The organism is Maribacter sp. (assembly GCA_020629415.1).
Classification (GTDB): Bacteria; Bacteroidota; Bacteroidia; order Flavobacteriales; family Flavobacteriaceae; genus Maribacter; species Maribacter huludaoensis.
On the sequence record JAHDDL010000065.1, the window covers coordinates 1 to 9,637 of the forward strand.

Sequence of the window (9,637 nt, forward strand, 5' to 3'; positions counted from 1 at the left end):
ATATATTATTTTTTTAATAATATATATTTAAAAAATGACTTCATTCTTATAGGGTCAATATGTATTTCATTAGCAATAATATCAAATTTTATAGCCTCTATAATAGCTATTACTGAGTTTAAAGAAAAAAATGACAATGCTAATTTGTTTCAATTTGAAATAGTAATATTTTCAACATTTATTCAATGTTTTTGGCTAGGCTTCCTAATATTTTTAGGGTATTTATCATCTAAATTAATAGGTTTGTGTTTTGAATACTACGGATTTCTAATTGTTTATTTTTCAGGATTTCTCGCTTATATACCTTACGCATCTAGGTTTGAAAAAAACAAGAAGAACAAATAACCCACATCAGATAAGATATAAAACAACCTAAGCTTATTACACTTAATAAAATCTTTAAACACCTATTTAAATTAACTTTCATCTAATCGGTGTAATGTTGTATATAGTTACCGATATACAGATTCTTAAAAATATAATTAATAATAAGTAGAAAGTTTAAAAAGAGAAATAAATTGCATGAAAAGTAGTGTAACTTAAATCTTACGATACAACCACCAGTTCATATCCCTAGTAAGTTCATACCCTAACTTCTTATAAAGTGGTATTGCCAAGTTTCCTTTATTGGTATGTAGAATAGGCTGCTTATTCTTATTCAAAATCTCTTTTGTTGTATGAGCTATAAGTTGTTTTGCCAAACCTCTTCTGGTATAATCAGGATGGGTTACCACGGCACTTACCTCAATAAAAAGATTGGTCTGCATCCTTTGGCCAGTTATAGAAACCAATTTACCATCCTTAAAAATTCCGTAATAATTACCCATTTCAAAAGTTCTTCTACGGTAATAACCGGGCATTACCAACCATACCAAATCATACACCTCATCTATATATTCATCGCTCAACAGAACTATATCTTCTGTTATCAAAACATCTGACAATTCATTTAATACCATTTGGCAACCATCAACTTTCTTCTCTAAAATTATTTTAGTTTCATCTACTACTGGTGTTTTTTTTTCTGAAACAAAAAAGAAACTGTCGGTAGTTTTTGAATATTGTTTTGAAGCGTTCGCAGTTTTTCCTTCATCAAAAAAAGCTCCAAAAGTGCACACCTCTTGATCATAGAATTGCACTCCATCATATTCAACACAAAATTTTTTATGTGTTTCATTTAATGCATACCAAACAGGGTTTTTAAGTTGTGTATCTAAGTCTGCCATTGTAACAAAATTATAATCATTGCCAAAATATTGATTCCTTACTCAACTATACATTTATTGAATAAAAAATGTGAAAAAATCGTTGTATCAGCAAACTATCATAAAGATAATTGTAGAATTCTCGATTAAATATCATAAATTCAAGGAGAAAGAGGTATCAATACTATAGCAATGCAAATATAATCTGAGCTCTTAATCAATTCTCAAGCATTAGATGAATACAATTGATTTTAGAAACTTAATACCATTAATATTCACGTCAATTTTTGGCGTTTTTGGTGTTTACCACCTTCTCTCTTATTTTGTTCTAAGGCACAAGATATTACTCTATTATTCTATTTTAATATTCGGGTTGACCTTGCATTGGAGTTTATCTATTTTTTTAAAGGGTGCATATAGTGACCAAATTCTCTTAATTGCTGAAAAAGCGACGCTTACCACGGCAATGATTTCCACTTTTGGATTATTAATGTTTACTAAAAGCTATTTGAACATTACCAAAAACAACCACCCAAAGTTATCTGCAGTCTATAGCGCATTTTCAATTATCATGATATGTCTACCTGGTGTGCACATTTTAAATAATTTGTTTACTAAAGTTAATTGGTTGAATACCTCTTTTGTAATGCTAGCTGCAGTTACAGCGCTTTCAACTGCACTCTTAAGTCTATTTTCAGGACTGCGTTTATATCATGCAGAAAAATTCAATAAATACTACTTATACTCTTATTCCCCCTATTTACTTGGTTCTATATTTTATATTGGAGCATGGTTTTTACAGAAATATTATGAAATAGATTCGAACCTTATCATATTGATCACTTCCACTCTTGTTACATTACAATTAATTCTTTTCTCCATTTTGGTCAGTTACAAGTATAAATCTATTGAAGATAATACTATTAAAATTCAAATAGAGGCAAACAATAAACTGGTAACCGAAGTAGCAAAACAGACCAAACACTTGCAACTAGCCAAAGAAGACTTAGAAAACCAAAACAGAGAACTTGAAAAGGTAAATAAACTTAAAAACAAATTGTTTTCGCTACTTACCCATGACGTTAGGGGTCCGCTGAATAATGTAAGTACAATCATTGAAATGATAGAAAGCCAGTTAGATGAAAGTGACCTGAAGAATATTACGATTAAATTAAAAAATGAAGTAATTGAAAGAATTTCTATGGTCAATGTATTGCTAGATTGGTCTTATAAGCAATTAGAAGGGGTGACTCTAAATAAAAAAAATTGCGATTTAGATACACTTTTTAAAAGTATAAAAAATGAGTTTCAACGTATGGCAGATGATAAGGCCATAGAAATAGAGCTAGACATTTCTTGCCATGAACTCTTTATTGATGAAAATATGTTGAAAGTTATGCTCCGTAATTTAGTTTCCAATGCCATAAAGTTCAGTAAAAAGGGTCAAAAAGTACTATTGACTTCTGAATGTATTTCTGATAATGTGGAAATAAGGGTCAAAGATTTTGGACTGGGTATGCATACGAATTGGCATGACGACTCAAAAAACAAGAACAACCATAGCGCTCTGGTTCGTGAAGGTACCAGTGGGGAAAAAGGCACTGGTTTTGGGTTAATGATCACCAAAGATTTCGTAGAAATGAACGATGGAGAAATAATTTGTAAAAGCGAAATCAATAAGGGCACCGAATTCATTTTACGTTTTAAAAAATCTAAGGCTGGTGAATGAATTAAATTCTAATTTAAGCTTCACCTTCTAAGGACATTAACCTTTGAAACTCTGCAACGAACAAACCAACTTCATAACCGTCCATTAAAGCATGATGGGCGTGTATTGAAACGGGCATAGTCTTTTTCTCTCCTTCACCCGTCATTTTACCAAATGAAATCTTGGGACAACTGTCTGCAAATTCAAAATGTCGTGCATGGGAAACAGACGTAAAGTCTAACCATGGCATACTAGAGCAATGTAGAACGTTTAATCCGCATTCAGGCAATTCCAATCCAGTTGATTTCCTTACATCTGCAATTACTTTATTGGCCGCATCTCTAAATTCAATAAAAGACGTTTTATACTTAATATAATGGAAACCAAAAGTACCGTTATCCCTACCAATGGTAGGTGATGCATGAACCTCATCATACTCAAAAACTTTACCCTCTTCAATACGATATTTAAACGGGGCAATGGAATTTGCCGCCTTTAATGTTCTATGTAAATAAACAAGAAAGAATGAATTACCGGTTTGTTTGGCAAAATCATAAGCTTTAGAACAGTTAATCTTAACGGTTACACCATGAAAGGGCTCACTGAACTGCGAAAAAAACTTAAAATGACCCGCTCTATTCCACTCAGCTATATCTATTTCCTTTTTCATCTTTGTTCTATACTTTGACAATAAGTTATCATCGGTTTCTTGCGGCATTAAATATACAACCTCAAATTTCAATTTAAAATTATGATAACTTGTGTCTTTTAAATAAAGAACGTTACTTCACTTTTATTAATTTATTTTACTAAAAATACTATGGAAGAAAACAAAGATCAATGTGTTACAGATATTATTGTGGCAAACAACGGGCCGTTAAAAATCAAAGGAAATTTAAAGATTCAATTAGCATCGGGTGAAATTGTCACCAAAGAAGGGACTACAGGTTTTTGTCGTTGTGGTGTATCGGAAAACAAACCATTTTGTGATGGATCGCACAGAAAAATAGAATGGCAAGGGTAGGCTATTTTACATCATACAAATCTACGTATTATGGGTAACTGTGACCCATTGTAATGAACATAGGTACAATACTATACTCAACTTAAAATTACCGGCAATATTTGTAGTTGTAAATGGGTCAGCAAAAATTAAAAATTACATTTGTTGTTCTAACTCAAGGCTATCTGCTGCCTGTAGTGCTTTCTTAATAGCATTGCTCCACAGTGCATAGCCTTGTTTGTTTAAATGTAATCCGTCAGAAAGGTATAATTCTGGTATCGGTCTATTATCCGTAGTAATCATTTGTGCAAATACGTTGATATATTGCGCGTTCAGCTCTGTAATGAAATATTTTGATAGCATTAGGTTGGTCTCCATAATCAGTGGAATTAATGCCTCACGTTCTACACTGGGCTTTAAACTGATCAGCGCAAGCTCTACCCCAGGATATTTATGCTGTATCAAACCAACCAATTCCATACACCCAGAAAGTACTTCCTGTGGAGTTTTACCTTCGTTTAGGTCATTCTCGCCTGCATATAGCACAATTTTTGAAGGATTGGCATCGGCAAATATTTCGTGAAAATAATGAATACACCAAGCAAATGTAGACCCCCCAAACCCTAGATTTACCACATGAAACGGACTAAGATCTGTTTTCATGTTTACCCACAAACGTACCGAAGAGCTACCATAAAAAGCTATTAAATTCTCTTGAGTCTCTAATTTGGCTACTCTCCTTTTCAATCTTTTGATTTCATTACACCAAATGGCAGGCGGTTCTTCTAAACTGTCCGCCCCAGAAGAAGAAACGTTTAATTGTTCTGCCCTTTCTATGGCCTGTTGTACATAACCAACGTATTTCTTTTGATATTCTACCATAAACGCATATAAATCCGCATTACTTTTAGAAGGTACTTTTTCGCTCAACAAAAAAGGTTCTTTTATTGCACAGTAATATAACGACCTACCTATTCTATGATCAAAATTTACCATGACCACGGGTATAATATAAGGTTCAGGCTCTGTATGTAGTGCCAATTTAAACGCGCCCATTTTAAAAGGACCGGGTGATTCATCGGTTCTGTATGAAGTACCTTCTGGGCTAATGATCAAATTATAATCTTGTTGTAAATGTTTTGATGCTTCCCTATAAAATATACTTCTTGCCTCTTCTTTACTATTGGCACTAGGTTGTTCGGACTCTTTGGTATATACATTTATATAACCAAGATTGTCATAATAATTCTGATGGCCATATTCTTGTCCTTGCCCAATACGCACTGTCCTTATTCCTGGCTCTTTATATTTTTCATATAATACCATTGCACTTAAAAAATGTGAATCTAAAGTTATCTGAAAATTATTGTTTAGGGTATAGTATGGGTCGTTCAAAAGATGGTTATAAATAAAGATATTACCAGAATCATTGGGCAAATTCTCTTTCCCCTCAATAATATACGGTACCTTTTTAAAAACTTTAACAGTCTCTTCTGCACATATCTTTCTGTTCAGTTTTGGATTTTTGCCGTTCTTTTCCGCTACGCTTTCATAAATTTGCTGTAAACCGTTCACAAAATTATGCTCTTTTTGATCTTCAACCAGTAGCTCTAAGCTTAAAGATGCAATATGACGTTCTAAGGACGATCCCTTTTTTACCAACGTGTTCAAAGCATCATAAGCCAGTGGTTTGGTCGTAATACTCTTTAATAGATGAGGCACTTGGTGTAAAGGCGATGACAGTAATAACCTAGACTTATTATTTTTGATCAATTGATATACCGCTTGTAAATTATGTTTGCCCAATAAACCGACATAACGAACAAAAGCGGCATTGAGCTGGTTGCCCATAAGCCAAAGTAATCGCTTAAAGAATTGACCTTCAAAGACATCGTCATCTTTAAACAATTTCATTAAATCACCTTCAGGAATAAAATAGGCAGAGGTCTTTGTATTGGTTATTGCCGAACAAATATCTTTTTCCTTTAATAGACAAGACCATCCAAACACAAAACCAGAATTTTTAATAGAGCGTTGTTTGATCTCGATCGTGTTCTCTATTCTTTTAATAGTCACTGCTCCATGGATCAATATAAATAACCCGTTACTAGAGCCGTCCTGTACGTACAATACCTCATCTGGCTCATATTCTCTTCGCTCTGCCAATGCGGCCAAAGCTTCCAAGTTTTTTTCTTCGAAATAATCTAAAAACGGTGAGCGCCTCATTAACGAAACAATTTCTTCTTGTTCAGAAACGGGCGATATAAAAAACTTCCTGTCTTCCACAAAAGGTTGAAATCTTACCGGACTCAGCAATTCTGTTTGCTTTAACAATGCCGTATGTAGAACACGGTACAACTTTGCCCCAATATTCTTCAATAATATATTTTGATGTCCTTTTTTCAAATACGCTTCCAAATCTTGAAACGGAATTTCAAAAAATGAAGCTTTTGGGGAAGCAACGGTAGCCTTATAAGTAAACCTTTTGGGAGTATTGAAACCGTTTAGGCCAACAGTAGAAAATGGCTCTGAGTTTTGGCAAACCAGAATATCGCTTTCCGGATTATCCAATGAAATATAGTAGTTGACACTACCTTCCAATAACCATCTAAATGTTTTAACCTTTTTATGAATATAACTGATAGCATATCCTTTGCTATAGGTATTTATTTTTCCTTTTGGAAAATATGTTTTCAATTTGTCAGTAGTAATCTCTTGCCTTAAAAGTCTATTATTGTGTATCATACTCCTTCTAACTTAACCAGATAAAGTTGAAAAAAGAAGTGTTGTCAACATTAAAACCAATTTGTCATTTTAACAAATTGATATTGACGAAAAAGATAAAATATACCCCATTAAACTTAGAATAACTAAATTCAATTTTTAATGTTCTGTTTTACTATCTTACCTACCCTTAATTAGAATTCAATGTTCTGTGAATAAATTAATATTAGATAAAACCTTTAAAGGAGAGAACTACACAAGCCAAGGACTACCAAAGGCAGAATATGAAAACTGCATTTTTAAAGGTTGTAATTTTTCTAAAGGATATTTAGACAACCAAATTTTTCTGGAATGCGAGTTTATTGATTGTAATCTTAGCAATGCCAATATAGTAAACACCACTTTTAACGAAGTAAAATTTTCGCATTGTAAGCTTATGGGTTTAGCGTTCCACACCTGCAACAGTTTTTTAATGAGTTTTGTCTTTTTTGACTGTAATTTAAGTTTTTCCATTTTCACGGATTTAAAGTTGATAGGTCAACTTTTTAACGCATGTAAACTTGAAGAGGCAGATTTTAGTGACTGTGATTTAAGCAGTGCCAAATTCATGGACTGTAACTTAAAACGTACCGTCTTTTCAAGAACAAATTTACAAAAGGCAGATTTTAGCACTGCAACCGATTTTAGCATAGACCCCGAAAACAACACGATTAAAGGTGCTATATTTTCAAAAGATATGCTCGAAGGATTATTACATAAATACCAATTGAAAATCTTGGAATAACACATGAACAAAGACATTAAATTAAAAATTATACAGGTTTGCGATGCTAAAATAGCTGCCAAAGGAGAAAATGTAGGGCTATCTTTCTATGCTTTTTTCAAAAATAAAAATGACAATCCGGAGCTTTTAATGGAGGTGGCCAAGTGGTGGATCTTAGAGCATAAACTAGACCATTTTGAAAAAGCGGTAAAAATCAAACAGATGATACAAACTTTTGAGTAACAGAACTATGAAAAACTCACTTCTAATTTTGGCTATCATTGTTATATTAACCTGCTGCAGCAAAGAAAAACTAAGCCGTAAAGATGTTGTAACCACATACTATAAAGCTTTAGACAGTGGTACGTACAACAGAATTAAAGAAGTTGTCAATGATAGTGTTACAATAGTTTCCGGTGATTATGTCATGCCATTTGACAAAATTGGTTTTTACGAATTTTATAAGTGGGATTCTATTTTTGACCCGTCATATGAAATACTTGAATTGAGCGAAGAAAACGATGACATTATAGTAACTATACGTCAAAAGAACATTCGTAATTCGTTTTTAAAAAACAATCCTTTACAATTGAAAGTCAAGGTTTCTTTTGCTTCAGGAAAAATTTCAAAGTTTAAAGAGTTAGATTATATTGATGTAAATTGGGATACATGGAACCAAACTAAAGATTCGTTAGTTAGTTTTATTAAAACAAAGCACCCAAAACTAGATGGTTTTGTAAATGACATGACTATGAACGGCGCTACTAATTACTTAAAAGCGATTGAGTTGTTTGAAAATCAAAAATAGATGGAAAAATAAAAAAATTGTTTTACCATGTCCAATTTGATAATTAATAAAGGTTTACACTTATTTAATTTATTTATCTTTCGCACATATTTAATTTAAAAAACAACAATTTTTTAACTGATTATTAGTCAAAACGTTAACCATGAAAAAAATCACTTTATTAGTAGCATTATTTACAATTGGGTTTACTTACGCCCAATCACCATTAGAAGAAGGAGCATTACAGGCAAATGCTGGAGTAGGCTTCTCAGGATGGGGCGTACCTATTTACGCAGGTTTAGAATATGGTGTTGCACCAAATATCTCTGTTGGTGGTGAATTATCTTATCAAACGGACACAGACAACTTTATAGCTGGCTCTAAGAGTACTATATTTGGTATAACAGGAAATGGAAATTATCATTTTAATGAAGTATTTGAAATTCCAAGTCAGTGGGATTTGTATGCAGGAGCTAATTTATCCTACTATAGCTGGTCTACAAAATTCAATGGAAGTACTGTTGATGGTATTGACGTTGATAATTTTGGTATAGGTTTACAAGTTGGTGGCCGCTATTTCTTTGATGACAACTTTGCAATAAACCTTCAAGTAGGTGGTGGTAATGTTGTAAGTGGAGGAAGAATAGGAATCACTTACAAGTTATAAAAACACTTTTCATAATAATATAAGGGTGGCTTACAACAATGTAAGCCACCCTTTTTCTTTATATTACCTTTAACGCCTTTTTTAATTTCAATTAAACATTATTGCCATTAATCTCCAATATATTTCTTAATTTACTATGTAAGAATACATAATCATTGCACTATTGCTTTTACAACTAAGGAGCTTATTTTTACTTTATGGAAGACAAGTTACAGTTACTAAGACAACATTTTGAAGAAATCGTTTCTTTAACTGATGAGGAGTGGAACTTTGTAAAATCGCATTTTGAATTTAAAAGTCTTAAAAAACACCAATTTTTAATACAAGTGGGGCAACCTGTAGACTTTGAATATTGGATTATTAAAGGCTTGGTAAAGGCGTATTCCATAGATGAGAAAGGCAAAGAACACATTCTTCAATTTGCTATGGAAGACTATTGGGTGAGCGATCATTGTGCTTTTCAGCATCAAGAGCCTGGAACCATTTTTGTGGATTGTCTTGAAGATTCCGAGTTTTTCTGTTTGTCTTTGGAAAACAGGGAAAAGATTTGTTTTGAGGTTCCTGCTGTTGCCAACTTTTTCAGAATTAAATCCAACCACGGTTATATCAATTTACAGCAAAGAATCTTGTCTTTGCTTACAATGACCGCAGAAAGTAGGTACGAATACCTATTAAATAAACTTCCAAAATTAATACAACGCGTTCCTAAAAAATTAATCGCTTCTTATTTAGGCGTATCCAGAGAGACTTTAAGTCGGTTTAATAGTTAATTATAGGCTT

The 9,637-nt window shown here is 32.8% G+C and carries 11 protein-coding genes; 8 read left to right on the forward strand and 3 right to left on the reverse strand.

Features of this window, described 5'->3' with window-relative positions; all coding sequences use genetic code 11:
* Positions 1-345: hypothetical protein (locus tag QZ657_RS16585; RefSeq protein ID WP_291968161.1), on the forward strand; the 345-nt coding region annotated here is incomplete at its 5' end.
* Between the two features lie 194 nt (positions 346-539).
* Here the strand turns inward: QZ657_RS16585 and QZ657_RS16590 are convergent.
* Positions 540-1,226: a GNAT family N-acetyltransferase gene (locus tag QZ657_RS16590; RefSeq protein ID WP_291968162.1), complete on the reverse strand. Its 687-nt coding sequence runs from the start codon at positions 1,224-1,226 to the stop codon at positions 540-542.
* A gap of 214 nt (positions 1,227-1,440) precedes the next feature.
* On the opposite strand from QZ657_RS16590, the gene QZ657_RS16595 reads away from it, so the two are divergent.
* The gene (locus QZ657_RS16595) at positions 1,441-2,934 is read left to right on the forward strand and encodes a sensor histidine kinase (protein WP_291968163.1); all 1,494 of its coding nucleotides are present in this window, start codon (positions 1,441-1,443) and stop codon (positions 2,932-2,934) included.
* Positions 2,935-2,947: 13 nt separating this feature from the next.
* Here QZ657_RS16595 and QZ657_RS16600 read toward each other — a convergent pair whose 3' ends face one another.
* Entirely contained in the window at positions 2,948-3,583 is a 636-nt protein-coding gene (locus QZ657_RS16600; RefSeq protein WP_291968164.1) for a CatA-like O-acetyltransferase, read from the reverse strand.
* A 150-nt stretch (positions 3,584-3,733) separates the two neighbouring features.
* On the opposite strand from QZ657_RS16600, the gene QZ657_RS16605 reads away from it, so the two are divergent.
* On the forward strand, positions 3,734-3,937 hold the full coding sequence (locus QZ657_RS16605) for a CDGSH iron-sulfur domain-containing protein (RefSeq protein WP_276471287.1): 204 nt from the start codon (positions 3,734-3,736) through the stop codon (positions 3,935-3,937).
* Between the two features lie 135 nt (positions 3,938-4,072).
* Here QZ657_RS16605 and QZ657_RS16610 read toward each other — a convergent pair whose 3' ends face one another.
* Entirely contained in the window at positions 4,073-6,661 is a 2,589-nt protein-coding gene (locus QZ657_RS16610; protein WP_291968165.1) for a cyclic nucleotide-binding domain-containing protein, read from the reverse strand.
* Between the two features lie 190 nt (positions 6,662-6,851).
* Here QZ657_RS16610 and QZ657_RS16615 point away from each other — a divergent pair, with 190 nt between their 5' ends.
* The 5 genes from QZ657_RS16615 to QZ657_RS16635 all read left to right on the forward strand — a co-directional run bounded on the left by QZ657_RS16615 (position 6,852) and on the right by QZ657_RS16635 (position 9,627).
* Entirely contained in the window at positions 6,852-7,424 is a 573-nt protein-coding gene (locus QZ657_RS16615) for a pentapeptide repeat-containing protein (RefSeq protein ID WP_291968166.1), read from the forward strand.
* Positions 7,425-7,427: 3 nt separating this feature from the next.
* Entirely contained in the window at positions 7,428-7,646 is a 219-nt protein-coding gene (locus tag QZ657_RS16620; protein WP_291963434.1) for a DUF6500 family protein, read from the forward strand.
* Positions 7,647-7,653: 7 nt separating this feature from the next.
* Positions 7,654-8,211, forward strand: a complete 558-nt coding sequence (locus QZ657_RS16625; RefSeq protein WP_291963435.1) for a hypothetical protein — start codon at positions 7,654-7,656, stop codon at positions 8,209-8,211.
* A 142-nt stretch (positions 8,212-8,353) separates the two neighbouring features.
* Complete coding sequence (locus QZ657_RS16630) at positions 8,354-8,857, forward strand: outer membrane beta-barrel protein (protein ID WP_291968167.1); 504 nt, start codon at positions 8,354-8,356, stop codon at positions 8,855-8,857.
* A gap of 197 nt (positions 8,858-9,054) precedes the next feature.
* Positions 9,055-9,627, forward strand: coding sequence for a Crp/Fnr family transcriptional regulator (locus QZ657_RS16635; protein ID WP_091903409.1), 573 nt, complete (start codon positions 9,055-9,057; stop codon positions 9,625-9,627).
* Positions 9,628-9,637: the final 10 nt, after the last annotated feature.

Coding starts and splice junctions, on each gene's coding strand:
- QZ657_RS16590 (WP_291968162.1), bottom strand. CDS start 1,226: ATGGCAGACTTAGATACACAACTTAAAAACCCTGTTTGGTATGCATTA.
- QZ657_RS16635 (WP_091903409.1), top strand. CDS start 9,055: ATGGAAGACAAGTTACAGTTACTAAGACAACATTTTGAAGAAATCGTT.
- QZ657_RS16620 (WP_291963434.1), top strand. CDS start 7,428: ATGAACAAAGACATTAAATTAAAAATTATACAGGTTTGCGATGCTAAA.
- QZ657_RS16610 (WP_291968165.1), bottom strand. CDS start 6,661: ATGATACACAATAATAGACTTTTAAGGCAAGAGATTACTACTGACAAA.
- QZ657_RS16595 (WP_291968163.1), top strand. CDS start 1,441: ATGAATACAATTGATTTTAGAAACTTAATACCATTAATATTCACGTCA.
- QZ657_RS16630 (WP_291968167.1), top strand. CDS start 8,354: ATGAAAAAAATCACTTTATTAGTAGCATTATTTACAATTGGGTTTACT.
- QZ657_RS16605 (WP_276471287.1), top strand. CDS start 3,734: ATGGAAGAAAACAAAGATCAATGTGTTACAGATATTATTGTGGCAAAC.
- QZ657_RS16625 (WP_291963435.1), top strand. CDS start 7,654: ATGAAAAACTCACTTCTAATTTTGGCTATCATTGTTATATTAACCTGC.
- QZ657_RS16600 (WP_291968164.1), bottom strand. CDS start 3,583: ATGAAAAAGGAAATAGATATAGCTGAGTGGAATAGAGCGGGTCATTTT.